Origin of the sequence: Kribbella sp. NPDC050820 (assembly GCF_040653975.1) — a bacterium.
Classification (GTDB): Bacteria; Actinomycetota; Actinomycetes; order Propionibacteriales; family Kribbellaceae; genus Kribbella.
In genome coordinates, this window is record NZ_JBFAHB010000012.1 from 20,571 (window position 1) to 38,738 (window position 18,168).

The window sequence follows — 18,168 nt, forward strand, 5'->3', positions numbered from 1 at the left end:
ACCGGCGTCAGGTGATGGCCAGGTCGGTGCGGAACGGCCGGCCCTGGACCGCCCGCCATACGTTGGCCGGAGTGAGCGGCATGTCCACGTGCCGTACGCCATGCGGCGCAAGCGCGTCCACCACCGCGTTCACGACCGCCGCCGGTGAACCCACCGTGGCGGACTCCCCGACGCCCTTGGCTCCGATCGGATGGTGCGGCGAGGGGGTGACGGTCTCCCCGAGCTCCCACGACGGGCACTCCATCGATGTCGGCAACAGGTAGTCCATGAAGGTCGACCCGAGGTGGTTGCCGTCGTCGTCGAAGGCCATCACCTGCATCAGCGCCATACCGACGCCGTCCGCGAGCCCACCGTGCACCTGCCCCTCGACGATCATCGGGTTGATCCGGACCCCGCAGTCGTCGACGGCGACGAACTTGCGCATCGTCACCTTCCCGGTCTCCGGGTCGACGTCCACGACGCAGACGTAGGCGCCGAACGGGTAGGTGAGGTTGGGTGGGTCGTACACGCACGTCGCGTCCAGGTGTCCCTCCACTCCCTCGGGCAGCTCGAGCCCCGAGTGGGCGGCCATCGCGATCTCCTGAATGGTTCTGCCCTGGTCCGGGTCGCCCTTGACGAACCAGCGGCCCTTCTCCCACTCCAGGTCGTCCGGTGCGACCTCGAGCATGGCGGAGGCAACGATGCGAGCGCGCTCGCGGACCTTGCGGGTCACCACGGCTGTCGCGGCGCCGGACACCGGCGTCGAGCGCGAGCCGTAGGTCCCGAGGCCGAACGGCGTCTGGTCGGTATCGCCGTGCACCACCTCGACGTCGTCCGGCGAGATGCCGAGCTCCTCGGCGACGATCTGGGCGAACGTCGTCTCGTGGCCCTGCCCCTGCGACTGCACCGAGATCCGCAGCACCGCCTTGCCGGTCGGGTGCACACGGAGCTCGGCGCCGTCGGCCATGCCGAGGCCGAGAATGTCCATGTGCTTGCGCGGCCCCGCTCCGACCGCCTCGGTGAAGAAGCTGACGCCGATGCCCATCAACTCGCCGCGCTCACGCTTCGCGGACTGCTCCCGGCGGAGATCGGCGTACCCCGCCATGTCCAGGGCGAGCTCCAGCGCCCGCGGATAGTCGCCGGAGTCGTACTCCCAGCCGGTGGGTGAGTTGTACGGGAACTGCTCGGGCCGGAGCAGGTTCTTCATCCGCAGTTCGGCGGGGTCCATGCCGAGTTCGCCGGCCAGTACGTCGACCATCCGCTCGACCAGGTAGACGGCCTCGGTGATCCGGAACGAGCAGGCGTACGCGACACCCCCGGGCGCCTTGTTCGTGTAGACGCCGGTGACCTCACAGTGCGCCGCCTGGAGGTCGTACGAACCGCTGAACACGTGGAAGAAGCCGGCCGGGAACTTCGTCGGCTGCGCAGTGCCGTTGAACGCCCCGTGGTCGGCGAGAACCTTGACCCGCAGGCCGAGGATCTTGCCGTCCGGCGTGGCCGCGATCTCGCCGTGCATGTGGTAGTCACGGGCGAACCCGGTGCTCATCAGGTTCTCCGACCGGTCCTCGACCCATTTCACCGGCTTGCCGGTCACGATGGAACCGACGATCGCGAGCACGTAACCGGGGTAGATCGGAACCTTGCCGCCGAACCCGCCGCCGATGTCGGGCGCGATCACCCGGATCTTGTGCTCCGGCAACCCAGCGACCAGGGCGTACACCGTCCGGTGGGCGTGCGGAGCCTGCGAGGTCGACCAGATGGTCAGCTTGCCGGTGACCTTGTCGAAATCGGCCACAGCGCCGCAGGTCTCCAGCGGCGCGGGATGCACGCGGGGGTACAGGATGTCCTCGGCAACGACCACCTCGGCCGCCTCGAACACCTCGTCGGTCCGGGACCGGTCGCCGGCCTCCCAGTCGAAGATGCGGTTGTCGGTCCTGCCCTCGATGTCGTCGCGAATCACCGGGGCATCCGGGTCGAGGGCCCGGCGGGCGTCGGCGACCGGAGGCAGCGGGTCGTAGTCGACGTCGATGAGTTCGAGCGCGTCCCGGGCGGCGTACCGGTCCTCGGCGACGACGAACGCCACCTCCTGGCCCTGGAAGCGCACCTTGTCGGTCGCGAGCACCGCCTGGACGTCGTGGGACAGGGTGGGCATCCACGCCAGGTTCAGGCCTTCGAGCGTCTGGCCGGTGATGACTGCCTTGACCTTCGGGTGAGCCTCGGCGGCCGTCGTGTCGATGGACCTGATGCGGGCATGCGCGAACGGGCTGCGCAGGACGGCGCCGTACAGCATGCCGGGCAGCAGTACGTCGTCCACGTAGTTGCCGCGACCCCGGATGAAGCGAGCATCCTCCTTGCGGATCATCCGTCCGAAGCCCATCGGCGTCGTACGCTCGCCGGTCGTGGTCATGTCGTCACCTTCTCGGCCGCGGGGTGCTCCGCCGCCCAGCGGACCGCCCGCACGATGTTCTCGTAGCCCGTGCACCGGCACAGCTGCCCGGAGATGGCCTCCCGGATCTCGGACTCGGACGGGTCGGGGTTGTGGTCGAGGAGCCAGCGGGTGGTCATCATCATCCCCGGGGTGCAGAAGCCGCACTGCAGGCCGTGGCACTCCACGAAGCCCTGCTGGACCGGATCGAGCTGCCCGTCGCGTTCCAGCCCCTCGACCGTCCGGACTTCGCGGCCGTCCGCCATCACGGCAAGCACCGTGCAGGACTTCACCGGGCGCCCGTCCAGCCACACCACGCACGTGCCGCACTGCGAGGTGTCGCACCCCCAGTGCGTGCCGGTCAGGCGGAGATTGTCGCGGAGGAAATGGACCAGGAGCAGCCGCGGCTCGACGTCGTCGGCGTACTCCTGCCCGTTCACGGTCACCGAGATCTGCATGTCATGCCTCCTGCCCCCGCGCCCGGGCCGCGGCCCGGCGCAGCGCCCGCGTCGTGAGCTCGCCGGCAAGGTGTCGCTTGTAGTCGACCGGACCGCGCTGGTCCGCCCACGGATTGCTGTGCTCCGCGGCGAGCCGGCCGGCCTCGGCGAAGCTCGCGTCTGTCGCCGGCTGTCCACGCAGGAACTCCTCGGCCTCAGCGGCGACGAAGTGCTGGGCGCCGACCGCGGTCAACCCGATGCCGGCATCCTCGACGACGTCGCCCTCGAGCCACAGCGCGGCGCCGGCAGCAGCCACAGCCCAGTCGCCGGCGCGCCGCTCAACCTTCTCGTAGGCGCTACCGCCACCGGGGCGGATCGGCACCCGGACCTCGGTCAGCAGCTCCCCCGGTGCCAGCACAGTCTCGTACGGAGCCAGATGGAACTCCCGGATCGGGACTGTCCGGGTACCGCTCGGCCCGCGGATCACCGCGGTCGCACCAACGGCGGCGCAGGCCGCGGACAGGTCCTCCGCGGGATCGGCCTGGCACAGCGACCCGCCCACCGTGCCCCAGTTGCGGACGACCGGGTCGGCGATGACCCGCTCGGCGTCGGTGAAGATCGGGAAATGTTCGCCGACGACCTCCGAGGCGAGCAGCTCCGCATGGCAGACCAGCGCGCCGATCAGCAACTCGTCGCCCTCGACGCGGAGGTACGACAGCTCGGTGACCGAGTTGATGTCGATCAACGCCTCAGGTCGCGCGAGGCGCAGCCTCATCATCGGGATCAGGCTGTGACCGCCGGCGACCACCAGGGACTCCGGGCCGTAGCGGCCGAGCAGTTCGATGGCCTGTTCGACAGTGGTCGCCCTGGCGTACTCGAAACTCGCAGGTACCTGCATGCATCCCCCCGGACTCGGTCGGACGCGCCCCGGGCTGAGGCTGGTCAACATTCAACTACCTGCATGGTCCCTCTGCCGTCCACCAACCGCAATCAGGCAGCCCCAAGAACCCGACGGTCCCTCCGGTACGACGGAAAGTCGTCGGTGCTCATGGCTCCCCGGGCGGTGATGTGAGGCATCTCTCGGTTGGGGCGATCCCGGGGCGTTACGGCTCGGAAACGGCTGGAAACAATCATGACCAGACTTGTGGACATAGCCGCATCGTGAGACCTGGTCTCAACATGCAGGATTGGGAGTTGATTTGTCAGGCGTTGACGCTGACGCTTAACACCATGCTCGCTGCCCGCTCCACTCATCTCGTAGGTCGGATTCATGTCGACCTCGGGCGGATGCGCAGCGCCATCTGTTGTCCTTCGATGTTCTGACAGCCACCCTGCCGGGCCAATGACGGCCCCCTGATCACCCCCGATCACCGCTGGGTGCGCACCGCGGAACGCATCGAACCGACGACGCTTCGATCCCGCAGCCCGCGGACGCACCTGTCACGAGGACAAGGACACCCTCCCGGATGACTGGCGTCACGTCTGCTCCCCGCAAACCCGCCCGCCCACGCAAGGGCAAGGGCGAAGGTCAGTGGGCGCTCGGATATCGCGAGCCGCTGAACAAAAACGAGGAGAACAAGAAGAACGACGACGGCCTCAACGTCCGGGCCCGGATCGAGAACGTCTACGCGCACCGCGGCTTCGACTCGATCGACCCGGCCGACCTGCGCGGCCGCTTCCGCTGGTGGGGTCTGTACACCCAGCGCAAGCCCGGCATCGACGGCGGCAAGACCGCCACGCTGGAGCCGGAGGAGCTGGACGACCGTTACTTCATGCTGCGGGTCCGAATCGAGGGCGGCCAGCTCAGCACCGAGCAGCTGCGGGTGATCGCCGAGGTCTCCAGCACGTACGCGCGCGACACCGCCGACATCACCGACCGGCAGAACATCCAGCTGCACTGGATCCGGGTCGAGGACGTGCCGGCCATCTGGCAGAAGCTCGAAGCTGTCGGGCTGTACACCACCGAGGCCTGCGGCGACGTGCCGCGGGTGGTGATCTCCAGCCCGGTCGCCGGGATCGCCGCGGACGAGATCATCGACCCGACGCCGGCCATCGACGAGATCGTCGAGAAGTACATCGGATCCGCGGAGTTCTCGAACCTGCCGCGGAAGTTCAAGACCGCGATGACCGGTCACCCGTCGCACGACGTCGTACCCGAGGTCAACGACATCGCCTTCGTCGGGGTCGTCCACCCCGAGCACGGGCCGGGCTTCGACCTGTGGGTAGGCGGCGGTCTGTCGACGAACCCGATGCTCGCCCAGCGGCTGGGCACCTGGATCCCGCTGGACGAGGTCGCCGAGGCCTGGTGGGGAGTCACCAGCATCTTCCGCGACTACGGGTACCGGCGGCTGCGGAACCGGGCCCGGCTGAAGTTCCTGGTGGCCGACTGGGGTGTGGAGAAGTTCCGCGAGGTGCTCGAGGAGAAGTACCTGAAGCGGAAGCTGATCGACGGCCCGGCGCCCGAGGTGCCCGCGGTCCAGGGCGACCACGTGGGCGTCTACCAGCAGAAGGACGGCCGGTACTTCGTCGGCGTCGCGCCGGTGGTCGGCCGGGTGTCCGGCAGCTCGCTGGCCAAGGTCGCCGACGTCGTCGCCGCGCACGGCTCGGACCGGATCCGGACCACCGCACAGCAGAAGCTGATCGTGCTGGACGTCGAGGAGTCGAAGGTCGAGTCGCTGGTCGAGCAGCTCGCCGATCTCGGCTACCAGGCCCGGCCGTCGGCATGGCGGCGGAACACGATGGCCTGCACCGGGATCGAGTTCTGCAAGCTGGCGATCGTCGAGACCAAGGCCCGGGCCGCCCAGCTGATCGACGAGCTGGAGCAGCGGATCCCCGAACTGGATGTTCCGATCACCGTGAACGTGAACGGCTGCCCGAACTCCTGCGCCCGGATCCAGGTCGCCGACATCGGCCTGAAGGGCCAGCTGGTCCGCGACGAGGACGGCAACCAGGTGCCCGGCTACCAGGTCCACCTCGGCGGCGGCCTCGGCCTGGACGCCGGCTTCGGCCGCAAACTGCGCGGCCACAAGGTCACGTCGGCCGGCCTGGCCGACTACGTCGAGCGCATCACCCAGAACTACCTGAAGGAGCGCAACGAGGGCGAGCGCTTCGCCCAGTGGGTCACCCGTGCTGATGAGGAGGCTTTGCAGTGAGTGAGCGAGCAGCACCGCTTTATTGCCCCTATTGCGGGGACGAGGACCTTCGTCCTTCCGAGGAAGGCCATGGCGCGTGGGAGTGCCGGCCGTGTGCACGGGTGTTCCAGCTGAAGATGATCGGACTGCGGGTGACGGTGGAATGAGCACGGACCTGAAGACGCTCGCCGAGGAGGCCAACGTTCGACTGGCCGACGCCTCGGCGCACGAGCTGCTGGCGTGGGCGCGGGAGACCTTCGGTGACGAACTGGTGGTGACCGCCTCGATGGCAGACGGGGCACTCCCCCACCTCGCAGCCGAGGCGGCCCCTGGTGTCGACGTGCTGTTCATCGACACGGGCTACCACTTCGCCGAGACGATCGGCACCCGCGACGCGGTGGCGGCGACGCTGCCGATCAACCTGATCAACGCCACCCCGCGGCAGACGGTCGCCGAGCAGGACGCCGAGTACGGCGAAAAGCTGCACGACCGCGACCCGAACAGGTGCTGCGCGCTCCGCAAGGTCGAGCCGCTCAACCGGTACCTGTCCGGCTACAAGGCCTGGGTCACCGGCATCCGCCGCGAGGAGGCGCCGACCCGGGCGAACACCCCGGTCGTCGAGTACGACGAGAAGCGCGACATGGTCAAGCTGAACCCGATCGCGCCGTGGACCCAGGAGGACCTGGACGCCTACATCGCGGACAACGGCGTACTGGTGAACCTGCTCCAGTACGACGGCTACCCCTCGATCGGCTGCGAACCGTGCACCCAGCGCGTCGCCCCCGGTGAGGACCCGCGCAGCGGCCGCTGGGCCGGCACGGGCAAGGTCGAGTGCGGGCTGCACACATGACCGCCACGATCGACACGCCGACCGCACCCATCGCCGCCCCGGAGGCAGCCCTGAACACCACCACCGTCACCGAGCTGGACGCGCTGGAGAGCGAGTCCATCCACGTGTTCCGCGAGGTGGCGGCCGAGTTCGAGCGCCCGGTGATCCTGTTCTCCGGCGGCAAGGACTCGATCGTCATGCTGCACCTGGCCCGGAAGGCGTTCGCGCCGGCCGGCGTCCCGTTCTCGCTGCTGCACGTCGACACCGGCCACAACTTCCCCGAGGTCCTCGCGTACCGCGACCAGACCGTCGAGGCGCTCGGGCTACGGCTCGAGGTGGCGAGCGTCGAGGACTACATCGCCGACGGACGGCTGCGCGAGCGCTCCGACGGCACCCGGAACCCGCTGCAGACGATCCCGCTGCTGGACGCGATCAACGGGCACCGGTTCGACGCCGTGTTCGGCGGCGGCCGCCGCGACGAGGAGCGGGCCCGGGCCAAGGAGCGGATCTTCAGCCTGCGCGACGAGTTCGGCCAGTGGGACCCGCGCAACCAGCGCCCGGAGCTGTGGTCGCTGTACAACGGCAAGCACCGCCCGGGTGAGCACGTGCGGGTGTTCCCGCTGTCCAACTGGACCGAGCTGGACGTGTGGCACTACATCGAGCGCGAGCAGATCCCGCTGCCGAGCATCTACTACGCCCACGAGCGGGACGTGTTCGAGCGCGACGGCATGCTGCTGGGCGTGGGCCCGTACTCGCAGCCCCGCGACGGCGAGACCGTCAGCAACCGGGTGGTGCGCTACCGCACCGTCGGCGACATGTCCTGCACCGGCGCGGTCGCGAGTACGGCGACGTCGGCGGCCGAGGTGGTCGTCGAGGTGGCGGCCAGCGAGCTGACCGAGCGTGGCGCCACCCGCGCCGACGACCGGGTCAGCGAGGCCGCGATGGAAGACCGCAAGCGAGAGGGGTACTTCTGATGAGCACACTTCTCCGCCTGGCCACGGCCGGCTCGGTCGACGACGGCAAGTCCACGCTGGTCGGTCGCCTGCTGCACGACTGCAAGGCGATCCTGGCCGACCAGATCGCCCACGTGCAGACGGTCACAGCGCAAAGACCAGGGGCCCGCGGCGACGGTACTGATTTCGACTTCGCGCTCCTCACCGACGGCCTGCGGGCCGAGCGTGAGCAGGGCATCACGATCGACGTCGCCTACCGGTACTTCGCCACCGACAAGCGCTCGTTCATCCTGGCCGACTGCCCCGGGCACGTGCAGTACACCCGCAACACCGTGACCGGCGCGTCCACCGCGGACGTGGTGATCATCCTGGTCGACGCCCGCCACGGTGTGCTCGAGCAGACCCGCCGGCACCTGGCCGTCGCCGGCCTGCTCCGGGTGCCGCACGTCGTACTGGCGGTGAACAAGATCGACCTCGTCGGGTACGACGAGGCCGTCTTCACCGGGATCGCCAAGGACGTCAACGACCTGGCCGACCAGCTCGGGATCGCCGACGTGCACGCCATCCCGGTGTCCGCACTGGTCGGCGACAACGTGGTCGAGCGGTCCGCCGAGACCCCCTGGTACGACGGCCCGACCCTGCTGGACTACCTGGAGAACGCGACCGGCCGGATCGACAACTCGCAGCAGCCGCTGCGGTTCCCGGTCCAGTACGTGATCCGGCCGCAGTCCGACGACGAGTACCGCGACTACCGCGGCTACACCGGAACCGTTGCCTCCGGCACCGTCTCGGTCGGCGACCCGGTGCTGGTGCTGCCGGCCGGACGCCGTACCTCGGTCGCCGGGATCGACAAGGCCGTCGTCACCGCCACCTCGACCGCGGTCGCCGAACGGCCGTCCGCGGTCGCCGGCGAGGCCGTCACGGTCCGGCTGGCCGACGACATCGACGTCGCCCGCGGCTCGGTGATCGTCGCGGCCGAGGCCTCCCCCGGCACCCGCCGGGAACTGGCCGCCACCGTGTGCTGGCTGTCCGACCGCCCGCTGACCGTGGGCGCCCGGGTGCTGATCAAGCACACCACCACCACTGCCCAGGCCATCGTGACCAAGATCACCGGCGCGCTGGACCTGGACACGCTCGGAGTCATCGACGCCGCCGGGCTCGACCTCAACGACATCGGCAAGGTGCAACTCAAGGTCGCCGCACCGCTGGCCGCCGACCCGTACTCCAGCAACGCCATCACCGGATCGTTCCTGCTCATCGACGCCCACGACGGGTGGACGCTCGCAGCCGGCATGATCGACGACGAAGAAGGGGAACTGCTGTGACTGCTCCAGCGCTCGTGATCCTCGCCCACGGCAGCCGCGACCCGCGCTCGGCCGCCACTGTTCACTCGCTCGTCAAGTGCCTGCGCGACATGCGTGACGACCTGCGGATCGAAGCCTCCTTCCTCGACCACTGCCCGCCCACGCCGTACCAGGTGATCGGCAAGCTCGCCGCCGAGGGCGTGGAGGAAGTCGTCGTCCTGCCGCTGCTGCTGTCGTCGGCGTACCACGCCCGGATCGACGTCCCGGCCGTCGTCGACGAAGCCCGCACCCGGTTCCCGGACCTGCGGATCATCGCCTCGGACGTGCTCGGGTACGACGAGACGCTGCTCGACGTCCTGGACCGCCGGATGCGGGCCGAGCTCAAGGACGGCCGGGTGCGGGAGCTGGACGCGCTGGTGCTGGCGTGCGCCGGTTCGAGCGACTCGCAGGCGAACGCGAGCGTCACCCGCCTCGCGCGGCTGTGGGGTCAGCGGCACAAGCTCCCGGTCACCGCGGCCTTCACCTGCGCGGCGTCGCCGTCCCCGGCCGAGGCCGTCCTGCAGTGGCGGCTCGAGGGCCGGCGGCACGTTGCCGTCGGCTCCCTGTTCCTGGCGCCGGGCGTGCTCCCGGACCGCGCCGAGTCGACCGCTCGCCGCGCCGGCGCAGTCGCCGTCTCCCGCCCCCTCGGCGTCAGCGCCGAGGTAGCCCGCCTAGTCCTCCTCCGCTACGGCGTAGCCGGCCTGGACCTCCTCACCCTCGCCCCCGCCCCGAGGCCAACCGTCGTACGCGCCGAGCTGGTCCGCACGGCTTAGTACCGCAAGGGATCCATGAAGGAGACGTCCGTGTAGGGCGTCTCCTTCGTGGTTATTTGGGCGAGGAGCTCGCCGACGCCGGCGCAGTGTTTGAAGCCGTGGCCGCTGTCGCCGCCGGCGATCACGATCCGCTCGTCCCGCCGCCCGACCAGGAACTGCCCGTCCGGCGAGTCCGTCACCATGCACGGAATCACCTTCACCGGCTCCGGATCCAGCTCCGGGAAGTGCCCCGCGATCGCCGCGGACAACTCAGCGATGTCCTTGCGCGGATGGATGTACCGATCGAGCTCGTCCGGATCCACCCCACGGTCCCGCTGCGCACCGTCCAGGCCGACCTTCACCAAGAAGTCCTCGTCCGACCCGTGCCCCCACAGCCCACGCCCGTCCGCGAACGCCCAGATGAACGCCGGAAAGTTCGCCAGCCGGAACGCCTCCGAGCCCGCCTCCTTCGGCTGGAACCAGAACAACGGCGTACGACGCGGCGACAACGGCAACCCCGGCACCAGCTTCCCGAGCCACGCCCCGCCACACACCACGACCTGCTCAGCCTCGATCGCGATCGTCGGCGTCCGGACAGTCACCTGCCCCGCCTCGACATCGATCCCGGTCACCATCGTGTGCGGATAGACCGTCGCTCCGAGCTTCTGCGCCTCCGCGACATGCGCGCGCACCGTCGGCTCCGCGTAGCAAATACCCGCCCCCGGATCCCAAACCGCCACCTCGTCCGCGGCCAAGTCGTACTGCGGGAACCTGCCGGCCAACTCGTCATGACTCAGGTCGGTGGTCGACGCGCCGGCCTCGGCCGCGGCCCGACGCGCCCCACTGACCGGACGACTGTCCGGTGCGCCGACATTGAGCGAGCCCGTCTGCCGGACGTACACCTCTCCCGTCCTCGCCCCGAGCTCGGTCCACAACTCCAGCGACTTCCGCGCGATCGGCGTCAGCCCCGGGTGCTCCATGCACGCGACCCGGAACAGCCGCGTACTCCCGTGCGACGACCCGAACGGATGCCCGATCGCCTGCCGCTCGATCCCGATCACGTTCACCCCACGCGCCGCCAGCCGCCACAACGCGGCCGACCCGAACGCGCCCAGCCCCACCACCACGACATCCGCTCGCAGAATCTCCACCCGCTCACCTTACCGAGTCTCTGATAGCGTGATATCTTGCTATCCATGGCGAAGGACGGGACGAAGAACATCCTGTTGCGGCTGGATCCGGAGCTGGCGGACCGGCTGCAGACAGTGGCCTCGGTCGAGGGACGGTCGGTGTCCGACGTCGCCCGGGAGGCGATCGCCGCCCTCGTGGACCAGCGCCGCCAAGACGGCCGCTTCAGCCGGCTCCTGGACGAGAACCTGGCCCGCCACGAGGAGTCGCTGCGCCGCCTCCGTGGAGACGACTGATGCGCTTCCTCGACCAGTACGACGTCCTCGCGATCGCGGCCCGCGTGTTGCGGTGCTCGTCGGACGACGCGGTCCGGCGGACGAACCTCGACGCGGTCGACGAGGTGCTGAGCGACGTACGCCGTACCGGCGGACTGGCCGAGGCGGCAGGGGTGTTGCTGGCCGGGCTGGTGCGGGCGCGTGCGTTCGAGGGCGCGAACCGGGTGGTGACGGTGGCGGTGGTGCTGCAGTTCTGCTCGCTGAACCGGTCGGAGCTGCGGCTCGAACCGGTCGAGGAGGTGGACGAGCTGCTGGACCGGATCGCCGCTGACGGGGTGTCGGCCGACGAGGTGGCCGACTTCCTCCGCGAGCGGCTGAAACCTGAGCACGTGACCGCTGAGGACCTGCAGGAGCACCTCAGGATCGACCTGCTGCTCGAGGACGAGGTCAAGGACCTGGCGTCCGCCGTCGAGGACGAGCTGTCGCGGAGGGGAGGCGGAATGTTCGAGTTGTTCACCGACTCGGCCCGGCGAGCTGTCGTGCTCGCGCAGGAGGAGGCCCGCATGCTCAGCCACACCTTCATCGGGACCGAGCACCTGCTGCTGGGGATCATTCACGAAGGGCAGGGTGGCGGCGGGAAGGTGCTGGCCGACCTGGGCGTCACCGCACCGGCCGTGCGCGACCTGGTGGTGGAGATCATCGGGCGCGGTACCGGCCGCGGCACCGCCGGCACGATCCCGTTCACCCCGCGGGCGAAGAGCACGCTCGAGCACGCCTATCAGGAGGCGGCCAAGCCCGGCCGGAAACAGGCACGCGCCCGCCGGCTCGGCTCCGAGATCCTCGGCACCGAGCACCTGCTGCTCGGCCTGCTCCGCGACGGCGAGGGCGTCGCGACTCAGATCCTGCTGAAGCTGGGCCACGAACTCGACGACGTACGACGCAAGACGCACGACTGGATCGATCACCGCCAGCGGCTCGAGTCAGCCGTCTCCGGCTACCTCACCGACGAGGCCGAAACCGCCTGGACCACACCCGAGGCCGAAGCCGCCTGGACCACCTACGGCCGTCGCCACCACCTGCTCGCCGAGCTCAACGCCGTACTCGACGAGAACGAGCGGCTCCACGAGCAGGTCGCAGCGCTCCGCGCCCTCCTCCGCCGCCACAACATCGACCCGGAGGACTGAAGGCGTACGTCGTCAGAGGGGGGCTACGTCGTCGGCTGGAAGAGCTCGATCGGGTTGCCGGACGGGTCGTCCAGCAGGATCTGCAGCCCGCCACGGCCGGTGACGATCTCGTTCCGGAACGACGCGCCGTCCGCGCGCAGTGCACCGACCGTGGACTCGAGGTCGTCGACCTCCAGCTGGATCCGGTTCCAGCCGCCCGGTTCCGGCGTGCGCCCGTCCGGCATCGCCTGGGCCGCGCCGCCAGGTCCCTTCGGCTCGGACAGCAGCAGCCGGAGATCACCACGGGTGATCCCGGCGAACCCCGGCCCGGGCCGCATCTGCACCTCGAACCCGAGGTGCTTGGTGTAGAAGTCGACCGCCGCGTCGACGTCGCTGACGATGTACCGAACCGAAACCGCGCTCATCGTTGTGCTCCTTCCGCCCCCTGTGTACCCAAATTGGGCCGCAGCGCACAGGGTCAGGTGGCAGCCAGGCGCTTCTTCTCGGTGTCCACGTCGAAGTCCGCGGCCGGCCACTGCGGGTTCAGCGACTGCAGCGTCTCGAGGAGGATCGTGGTGACCGCCCAGTTGCGGTACCACTTGCGGTCGCTGGGGATCACCAGCCAGGGCGCGTCAGCGCTGTTGCAGCGCTCCAGAGCGGCCTCGTACGCCTCGGTGTAGGCCGGCCAGAGCTTCCGCTCGTCGACGTCGCCCGGGTTGTACTTCCAGTGCTTCGTCGGGTCGTCCAGGCGGGCCTGGAGCCGGAGCTTCTGCTCCTCCGGCGAGATGTGCAGGAAGCACTTCAGCAGCGTCACGCCGTTGGCCGCGAGCTCGGCCTCGAAGTCGTTGATCTGGTTGTAGCGCCGGTTCCACACCGTCGGCGCGACCAGGCTGCGGACCCGCGCGATCAGCACGTCCTCGTAGTGCGACCGGTCGAAGATCCCGATCATCCCGGGGCCTGGCAGCGCCTGCCGGATCCGCCACAGGAACCCGCGCCGCTTCTCGGCCGGCGTCGGCGCCTTGAACGAGGTGATCTTCAGGCCCTGTGGGTCCATCAGGCCCGCGCCGTGCCGGATCACGCCGCCCTTGCCGGACGTGTCCATCCCCTGCAGTACCAGCAACACGCTGCGCTGCCCGTCCTGGCGGCCTTCCGCGTACAGGCGCTCCTGCCAGTCGGACAACTCGGCGTCGAGGCTTTCCAGCGCGAGCTTCCCCTCGTCCTTGGTCCCGGTGAACCCAGGCGTGGCCCGCGTGTCGTACTTGCTCAGATCGACCGGCCCCGGCGGAATCTTCAACTGCTCGAGCAGCCCACCCATGTCCGCCTGGCTCTTCTTCTGCTTCGCCATCGCACCATCCTGCCTCATCCACTGCGCAAGCCCGGCGGTTAACCTCCCGCATTTGCGAGGGCGATCAGCCGGGAGAGCGCCCTCAGGTACTTCTTGCGGTAGCCGCCCTTGAGCATGTCGGCGGAGAACAGTTGGTCAAGCGGCACGCCACCGGCCAGCAGCGGCAGGTTGCGGTCGTACATGCGGTCGGCGAGAACAACCATGCGCAGGGCAACGTTCTCGTCGGTCAGCGGCCGGATCTCGGTGATGGCGACCGCCTCGACGCCGTCGAGCAGAGCGCCGTACTTGCTCGGGTGCAGCTCGAACAGGTGGCGGTGCAGGTCGACGAAGTGGTCGCATGACGCGTTGGCGCGCTCGGCCGCCTTCGCCTCGACCTTGTCGTCCGGCCACGGCTCGGGCGCAACGGGCAGGCCGCGATGCCGGTAGTCCGGCCCGTCGATCCGCCGTACATCGAAGTGCGCGGCCAGCGCCTGGATCTCGCGGAGGAAGTCGACCGCCTGGAACCGGCCCTCCCCCAGCTTGTCGGGCAGCGTGTTCGAGGTCGCCGCCAGCTCGACGCCGGCCGCGACCAGCTGACCCAGCAGCCGCGAGATCAGCATCGTGTCACCTGGATCGTCCAGCTCGAACTCGTCGATGCAGATCAGCCGGTACGACGACAACGCCTCGACAGCTGTCCGCAGGCCCAGCGCCCCGACGAGGTTGGTGAGCTCGACGAAAGTGCAGTACATCTTCGGTCCGGCCGCCTCGTGCCACAGCGACGCGAGCAGGTGGGTCTTGCCGACGCCGAAGCCGCCGTCGAGATAGATCCCGGGCTTGCCAGGCGCTTCGGGGCGCTTGCGTAGCCGGGACCAGAGGCTCGGCGCCGGCTTGGGCTTGGCCAGTCCGACGGCGCGATTGGTGAGCACTGCGAGCGCTTCGGCCTGTGACGGCTCGTCGGGCGCCGGCTCGTAGGTGGCGAACCGGACGTCTGCGAACCGCGGCGGCGGCACGCACTCCGACAGCAGCCGGTCCGGGCTCACCTCCGGCCACCGCTCACTCAACCGAATCACCATGCGCCCAACCTTAAGTGGGACACCCCCACCACCCGCCCCGCCGCCCAACCTGCGGTCTAGCGGGTTGGGTCACCGGTGGGGGGTGCAGCACCCCAGTGGTGACACAAGCCGCCCGAGGGGCCCGGCCCGGAAACTCCGGGAAACTTCCACGTGAGCTTGACCACTTTCTTACTTTCAGTTAGGAAGTTGATGTGAGGTTCGTGAGGTGACTGACTGAGGAGTCGGTATGGGCGAACGGCGGGAAGCCGGCACAGTGGGCCGGCGGACGGTACTCAAGGGAGCGCTGGGCGGCGCCGCGGCACTCGGGCTCGGGCCCGCCCTGGCCGCGTGCGGCGGCAGTGACAGCGAGGGCGGCACCACGAGCGGCGGGAAGGCCGTGGTCCGGATGTGGTCCTGGTACAACGACCAGGAGGCCCAGTTCCCGAAGCTGATCGAGAAGTTCGAGGCGGCGCACAGCAACATCAAGATCGAGAACCGGATCTTCGGCACCCCGGACCAGTACCTGCCCGCCCTGCAGGCGGCGGTGGCCGGCGGCGACGTCCCGGAGATCTTCGCGCCGCACACGCGCGCGCTGACCTACGGCACCGGCGGGGTCTCCGCCGACCTGAAGCAGGAGCTCGGCGACGACTTCCTGAAGGACTTCTTCGACTCGGCCAACCAGGAGTACACCCTGGACGGCAAGCAGTACGCAGTCGGCTGGATGGCGCAGACGTTCGGGCTGTTCTACAACCCGGACCTGCTGAAGAAGGCCGGGGTCGGCGAGGACGAGATCGAGACCTGGGACGACCTGATCGCGGCCGCGGCCAAGATCCGGGCCATCGGCAAGCATCCGGTCGCGCTCAGCTGCAACCCGACGACCAGCTCGCTGGACTTCTTCCTGCCGCTGATCACCCAGGTCGCCGACGACCCGACGTTCTACCTGAAGCTCGACCAGCTGAAGGACGGCACGACGTACGAGGACCCGAAGGTCCTCGACGCGATCAAGCTGCAGCAGAAGATCGTCAAGGGCGGCGTGTTCCAGCCCGGCACGACCGGCACCAGCGGCGACCAGGCGCCGCAGCTGTTCTACACCGAGAAGTCCGCGATGCTGTTCAACGGGTCGTGGACGCCGCAGGGCCTGACCCAGGACGCCCCGCCGGCCTTCGTGAAGAAGTACAAGGTGATGAAGACGCCGGCGATCGCCCCGGGCAAGCGGCACTGGACCGCGAACCAGGCCGGCGCCGGCTGGGCGGTCTCGGCGACCAGCAAGAACAAGGACGCCGCGCTGGAGTTCCTGAAGTTCCTGTACTCCGCGGACGAGTACTCCCCCACGATGAACGAGTCCAACTCGATGCCGGCCACCAAGAGCGCGGCGGGCCGGATCGAGCTGCCGATCATGAAGCAGATGACATCCTGGCTGCTCGACGGCGACGGCTGCCCGCACATCCCGTTCGGGCCCGGCTCGGTCGCGGCCGGCGATCCGCTGGCCAAGATCTTCGACGGCAAGGGCGATCCGGCGGCGGTCGCGAAGGAGATGCAGCAGGCCGTGCTGAACGCCAAGGGCGGCTGATCGGATGGCGACAGCCCTGTCCCGGTCGGAGACCAGACCCCAGGCAGTCCCCCGCCGTACGTCGTACCGGTTCGGCTCGCCGCTGCGCCGGTCGCAGCGCGCGGCGGGATACCTGTTCGTGCTCCCCACGTTCGCGCTGTTCCTGGCGTTCGTGCTCTGGCCGATCCTCTACACGGCGTACCTGAGCCTGACCTCATGGGGCGGCTTCGGCGCGCCGCGGTTCGTGAACTTCGACAACTACAGCCGGATGCTGTCCGACCCGGTCGCGCGCCGGGCGATGGTGATCACGCTGGTGCTGACCGGCGTGACCACGGCGCTGCTCACGTTCCTCGGACTGGTCACCGCCGTACTCGTCAACGCTGTCTGGCCGAAGGTCGGTGTCCTGGTCCGGACGATCCTGTTCATCCCGGGCATCGTCTCGTTCGTGGTGTCCGCGGTGCTGTGGAAACTCATCTACGACCCGAACATCGGCACGCTGAACCGGCTGCTCGGGGCGGTCGGCCTCGACAGCCTGCAGCATCCGTGGCTGGCCGACCAGAAGACGGTGCTGCCGGCCATCATCGTGGTGACGGTCTGGGGCGGGATCGGTTTCACGATGCTGATCTTCTACGCCGGCCTGCAGGGCATCGACCCGAGCCTGTACGAGGCCGCGGCCGTGGACGGCGCCAACACCGTGCAGCAGTTCCGGCACATCACCGTCCCCAGCCTGCGCGTCGTCACCGGCCTGGTCGTCAGCCTCGGCCTGCTCAACGGATTCAAGGCCTTCGACGTCATCTTCGTGATGACCGGCGGCGGACCGAACCACGCCAGCGAGGTGCTCGGCACGTACCTGTACTCGCTCGCGTTCGGCTCGACGTCCGGCTCCATCCCGCAGCTCGGCTACGCGAGCGCGTTCAGCGTCGTGACGATGGTGCTCTGCACGCTCGCCGTGATCGCCCAGCTCTGGCTGACCAGGAGGGCGGACCGATGAAACGTACGTCGTGGGCCGGCAAGTCGTTCGCCACCTTCGTGCTGGCGCCGTTCTGCGTGCTGATGGCGTTCCCGTTCGTCTGGATGCTGCTCACGTCGCTGCGTGAGCAGAACACGATCTTCAACGGGCCATTCTTCCCCCGATCGGTCACCGGCAAGGCCTACCAGGAGGCGTGGACGTCGATCGAGTTCCCGCTGCACTTCTGGAACAGCGTCTGGATCACGTCGGTCACGGTCGTCGGGGTGCTGGTCTTCGCCACGCTGAGCGGCTACGCGTTCGCGAAACTCGACTTTCCCTTCCGTAACACCCTCTTCGTCTTGTTGTTGACAACCCTGATGATGCCCTCGACGGCGCTCATCATCCCGCTCTACCTCGAGCTCAAGTCGCTCGGCCTGCTCGACACCCAGACCGGCCTGCTGGTGCTCTACATCTCCGGGTCCGCGCCGTTCGCGATGTTCCTGATGCGGGCGTTCTTCCAGACACTGCCGGACGAGCTGATCGAGGCGGCCCGGGTGGACGGCGGCAGCGAGTTCACCATCTTCCGCCGGGTGATCCTGCCGCTCACCCGGCCAGGGATCGCGACCGTGGTGATCTTCCAGTTCCTCTCCACCTGGAACGAGTTCCTGATCGCCAACACCGTGCTGCGCAACACCGACTCGTTGCCGCTGCAGCCGGTGCTGTTCACCCTGATGGGTCAGTACTCCACCAACTGGCCGGCCCTCACCGCCGGCCTCACGCTGTCCGTCGTACCGGTCGTCATCGTCTACGTCCGGATGCAGCGGCAGTTCGTCGCCGGGATGATGCTCGGCGCCGTCAAGAACTAGCTCCCACCTGAGA

17 protein-coding genes are annotated in these 18,168 nt (G+C 69.0%); 10 read left to right on the forward strand and 7 right to left on the reverse strand.

Annotated features, from left to right (window positions below; translation table 11 throughout):
* Positions 1-7: 7 nt before the first annotated feature.
* Genes AB0H36_RS13460 through AB0H36_RS13470 form a run of 3 tightly spaced genes read right to left on the reverse strand, consistent with a single transcriptional unit; the run spans position 8 to position 3,739 of the window.
* Positions 8-2,386, reverse strand: a complete 2,379-nt coding sequence (locus AB0H36_RS13460) for an aerobic carbon-monoxide dehydrogenase large subunit (protein ID WP_360521194.1) — start codon at positions 2,384-2,386, stop codon at positions 8-10.
* Complete coding sequence (locus AB0H36_RS13465) at positions 2,383-2,862, reverse strand: (2Fe-2S)-binding protein (protein ID WP_360521197.1); 480 nt, start codon at positions 2,860-2,862, stop codon at positions 2,383-2,385. Before AB0H36_RS13465 ends, AB0H36_RS13460 begins: the two co-directional genes overlap by 4 nt.
* Before the next feature lies 1 nt (position 2,863).
* Positions 2,864-3,739, reverse strand: coding sequence for a xanthine dehydrogenase family protein subunit M (locus tag AB0H36_RS13470; RefSeq protein WP_360521200.1), 876 nt, complete (start codon positions 3,737-3,739; stop codon positions 2,864-2,866).
* 568 nt (positions 3,740-4,307) lie between these two features.
* Between AB0H36_RS13470 and AB0H36_RS13475 the strand changes: the two genes are divergently transcribed.
* The 5 genes from AB0H36_RS13475 to AB0H36_RS13495 all read left to right on the forward strand — a co-directional run bounded on the left by AB0H36_RS13475 (position 4,308) and on the right by AB0H36_RS13495 (position 9,870).
* Entirely contained in the window at positions 4,308-5,993 is a 1,686-nt protein-coding gene (locus AB0H36_RS13475) for a nitrite/sulfite reductase (RefSeq protein WP_360521203.1), read from the forward strand.
* A 142-nt stretch (positions 5,994-6,135) separates the two neighbouring features.
* On the forward strand, positions 6,136-6,822 hold the full coding sequence (locus tag AB0H36_RS13480) for a phosphoadenylyl-sulfate reductase (RefSeq protein WP_360521206.1): 687 nt from the start codon (positions 6,136-6,138) through the stop codon (positions 6,820-6,822).
* Positions 6,819-7,775 carry a sulfate adenylyltransferase subunit CysD gene (gene cysD, locus AB0H36_RS13485; RefSeq protein WP_360521209.1) on the forward strand — a complete coding sequence of 319 codons (957 nt, stop codon included), beginning with the start codon at positions 6,819-6,821 and terminating at the stop codon, positions 7,773-7,775. Before AB0H36_RS13480 ends, cysD begins: the two co-directional genes overlap by 4 nt.
* The gene (locus tag AB0H36_RS13490; RefSeq protein WP_360521211.1) at positions 7,775-9,079 is read left to right on the forward strand and encodes a GTP-binding protein; all 1,305 of its coding nucleotides are present in this window, start codon (positions 7,775-7,777) and stop codon (positions 9,077-9,079) included. Before cysD ends, AB0H36_RS13490 begins: the two co-directional genes overlap by 1 nt.
* On the forward strand, positions 9,076-9,870 hold the full coding sequence (locus tag AB0H36_RS13495; RefSeq protein WP_360521214.1) for a sirohydrochlorin chelatase: 795 nt from the start codon (positions 9,076-9,078) through the stop codon (positions 9,868-9,870). The genes AB0H36_RS13490 and AB0H36_RS13495 overlap by 4 nt, the downstream gene beginning before the upstream one ends.
* On the opposite strand, the gene solA is transcribed toward AB0H36_RS13495, so the two are convergent.
* Positions 9,867-11,000, reverse strand: a complete 1,134-nt coding sequence (gene solA, locus AB0H36_RS13500; RefSeq protein ID WP_360521217.1) for an N-methyl-L-tryptophan oxidase — start codon at positions 10,998-11,000, stop codon at positions 9,867-9,869. The two genes, AB0H36_RS13495 and solA, sit on opposite strands and share 4 nt — an antisense overlap.
* A gap of 45 nt (positions 11,001-11,045) precedes the next feature.
* Between solA and AB0H36_RS13505 the strand changes: the two genes are divergently transcribed.
* Positions 11,046-11,273 (forward strand): ribbon-helix-helix protein, CopG family, encoded by a 228-nt coding sequence (locus tag AB0H36_RS13505; RefSeq protein ID WP_360521220.1) that lies wholly within the window; start codon positions 11,046-11,048, stop codon positions 11,271-11,273.
* Positions 11,273-12,436 (forward strand): Clp protease N-terminal domain-containing protein, encoded by a 1,164-nt coding sequence (locus tag AB0H36_RS13510; protein WP_360521223.1) that lies wholly within the window; start codon positions 11,273-11,275, stop codon positions 12,434-12,436. The genes AB0H36_RS13505 and AB0H36_RS13510 overlap by 1 nt, the downstream gene beginning before the upstream one ends.
* 23 nt (positions 12,437-12,459) lie before the next feature.
* On the opposite strand, the gene AB0H36_RS13515 is transcribed toward AB0H36_RS13510, so the two are convergent.
* From AB0H36_RS13515 to zapE, 3 genes are read right to left on the reverse strand one after another with little or no spacing between them, the layout of a single operon-like run.
* On the reverse strand, positions 12,460-12,840 hold the full coding sequence (locus AB0H36_RS13515) for a VOC family protein (RefSeq protein ID WP_360521226.1): 381 nt from the start codon (positions 12,838-12,840) through the stop codon (positions 12,460-12,462).
* A gap of 53 nt (positions 12,841-12,893) precedes the next feature.
* Positions 12,894-13,760 (reverse strand): polyphosphate kinase 2 family protein, encoded by an 867-nt coding sequence (locus AB0H36_RS13520; RefSeq protein WP_360521229.1) that lies wholly within the window; start codon positions 13,758-13,760, stop codon positions 12,894-12,896.
* Positions 13,761-13,798: 38 nt separating this feature from the next.
* On the reverse strand, positions 13,799-14,812 hold the full coding sequence (gene zapE / locus AB0H36_RS13525; RefSeq protein ID WP_360521232.1) for a cell division protein ZapE: 1,014 nt from the start codon (positions 14,810-14,812) through the stop codon (positions 13,799-13,801).
* A 226-nt stretch (positions 14,813-15,038) separates the two neighbouring features.
* Here zapE and AB0H36_RS13530 point away from each other — a divergent pair, with 226 nt between their 5' ends.
* The 3 genes from AB0H36_RS13530 to AB0H36_RS13540 are packed head-to-tail and all read left to right on the forward strand — an operon-like array spanning position 15,039 to position 18,155.
* On the forward strand, positions 15,039-16,361 hold the full coding sequence (locus AB0H36_RS13530) for an extracellular solute-binding protein (RefSeq protein ID WP_360521234.1): 1,323 nt from the start codon (positions 15,039-15,041) through the stop codon (positions 16,359-16,361).
* Between the two features lie 4 nt (positions 16,362-16,365).
* Positions 16,366-17,331, forward strand: coding sequence for a sugar ABC transporter permease (locus AB0H36_RS13535; RefSeq protein ID WP_360521237.1), 966 nt, complete (start codon positions 16,366-16,368; stop codon positions 17,329-17,331).
* Entirely contained in the window at positions 17,328-18,155 is an 828-nt protein-coding gene (locus AB0H36_RS13540; protein ID WP_360521240.1) for a carbohydrate ABC transporter permease, read from the forward strand. The genes AB0H36_RS13535 and AB0H36_RS13540 overlap by 4 nt, the downstream gene beginning before the upstream one ends.
* Positions 18,156-18,168 lie beyond the last annotated feature (13 nt).

What these genes read in the sequence shown, in the direction of transcription:
- AB0H36_RS13490 (WP_360521211.1), top strand. Translation starts at nt 7,775, where the DNA reads ATGAGCACACTTCTCCGCCTGGCCACGGCCGGCTCGGTCGACGACGGC.
- AB0H36_RS13540 (WP_360521240.1), top strand. Translation starts at nt 17,328, where the DNA reads ATGAAACGTACGTCGTGGGCCGGCAAGTCGTTCGCCACCTTCGTGCTG.
- AB0H36_RS13480 (WP_360521206.1), top strand. Translation starts at nt 6,136, where the DNA reads ATGAGCACGGACCTGAAGACGCTCGCCGAGGAGGCCAACGTTCGACTG.
- AB0H36_RS13535 (WP_360521237.1), top strand. Translation starts at nt 16,366, where the DNA reads ATGGCGACAGCCCTGTCCCGGTCGGAGACCAGACCCCAGGCAGTCCCC.
- AB0H36_RS13475 (WP_360521203.1), top strand. Translation starts at nt 4,308, where the DNA reads ATGACTGGCGTCACGTCTGCTCCCCGCAAACCCGCCCGCCCACGCAAG.
- cysD (WP_360521209.1), top strand. Translation starts at nt 6,819, where the DNA reads ATGACCGCCACGATCGACACGCCGACCGCACCCATCGCCGCCCCGGAG.
- AB0H36_RS13510 (WP_360521223.1), top strand. Translation starts at nt 11,273, where the DNA reads ATGCGCTTCCTCGACCAGTACGACGTCCTCGCGATCGCGGCCCGCGTG.
- AB0H36_RS13520 (WP_360521229.1), bottom strand. Translation starts at nt 13,760, where the DNA reads ATGGCGAAGCAGAAGAAGAGCCAGGCGGACATGGGTGGGCTGCTCGAG.
- AB0H36_RS13460 (WP_360521194.1), bottom strand. Translation starts at nt 2,386, where the DNA reads ATGACCACGACCGGCGAGCGTACGACGCCGATGGGCTTCGGACGGATG.
- zapE (WP_360521232.1), bottom strand. Translation starts at nt 14,812, where the DNA reads ATGGTGATTCGGTTGAGTGAGCGGTGGCCGGAGGTGAGCCCGGACCGG.
- AB0H36_RS13505 (WP_360521220.1), top strand. Translation starts at nt 11,046, where the DNA reads ATGGCGAAGGACGGGACGAAGAACATCCTGTTGCGGCTGGATCCGGAG.
- AB0H36_RS13470 (WP_360521200.1), bottom strand. Translation starts at nt 3,739, where the DNA reads ATGCAGGTACCTGCGAGTTTCGAGTACGCCAGGGCGACCACTGTCGAA.
- AB0H36_RS13515 (WP_360521226.1), bottom strand. Translation starts at nt 12,840, where the DNA reads ATGAGCGCGGTTTCGGTTCGGTACATCGTCAGCGACGTCGACGCGGCG.
- AB0H36_RS13465 (WP_360521197.1), bottom strand. Translation starts at nt 2,862, where the DNA reads ATGCAGATCTCGGTGACCGTGAACGGGCAGGAGTACGCCGACGACGTC.
- AB0H36_RS13530 (WP_360521234.1), top strand. Translation starts at nt 15,039, where the DNA reads ATGGGCGAACGGCGGGAAGCCGGCACAGTGGGCCGGCGGACGGTACTC.